Origin of the sequence: Prevotella sp. P5-108 (assembly GCF_002251385.1) — a bacterium.
Classification (GTDB): Bacteria; Bacteroidota; Bacteroidia; order Bacteroidales; family Bacteroidaceae; genus Prevotella.
In genome coordinates, this window is the sequence record NZ_NPJJ01000046.1 from 1 (window position 1) to 942 (window position 942).

A 942-nucleotide genomic window follows, 5' to 3' on the forward strand; every position below is an offset into this window, starting at 1 on the left:
TGACTATTCCTAAAATTAGTTGACAGAATTGGATGCGATTAACTAATTAGGTTTACTACTTTTATTCAGTTCTCTGTTTTACTTTACAAGTTCTGTTAGTTGAACTGATTTGTTTTACAAGATTTCATCAGTAAACTGATTTGCTTTACTACCTTCTCGCATTCCAATTGCAAAGTTAATGATTATTCCTTTGATTAGTGCAAGAAATAAAAATATTTCGTAATTTTGCTGTCAGAAGCCGAAGAGGAAGCGAGCTCTGCTGAGGAGCAACTCGCCAGCAATAGGTTTCTGCATCACACTGAAATAGTGGTATGGGCGTTGTCTTTCGGGGCAGCGCCCATTATTTTAGGAGATGCTGTATGGCTAAGAAAAACCTATCAGCTGCCTGTGGTAGCAGGTCTGTTCCATGGATTGCACCAACACCTTTTTTGTTCTCCAACTTCTGTATGTACCGTTTCGGGAGTCTTGTATCCAATGCTCATATGCGGACGTTCTGTATTATAGAAACGTATGATACGAGTCAGTTCTTCCTTACAATTCTCTATTGACGGTATGCTCATCTTGTAGAGCCATTCTGTTTTGATGATGCCATTGGCGCGTTCTGCAATGGCATTTTCGAGAGGATCACCGCTTTGGGTCATGCTTATCATTATATTATGTGCCTTTAGCTCCTTAACGTATGCAGCACTACAGTACTGGCTTCCTCTATCAGAATGATGGATGAGACGGGATGCTGTTTCATCGTCAATTGTTGCCAGTGCCATACGCAGTGCCTCCAATGGGTATATGGTTTCCAAGGTCGGTCCTACTGCCCATCCCACAATCTTATGAGAATAGGCATCCGTGATAAGCGACAAGTAACACACACCCTCAGTTGTTTCTATGTACGTTATGTCACTGACCCATATTTCGTTAGGTCGCATGGGAACCACATCCTTTATC

The 942-nt window shown here is 41.7% G+C and carries 1 protein-coding gene; it reads right to left on the minus strand.

The genetic code is table 11. From position 1 onward, the window contains the following. Positions 1 to 377 precede the first annotated feature (377 nt). A partial coding sequence (locus CIK95_RS09785) for an IS3 family transposase (protein ID WP_158215119.1) occupies positions 378 to 942 on the minus strand: 565 nt, incomplete at its 5' end.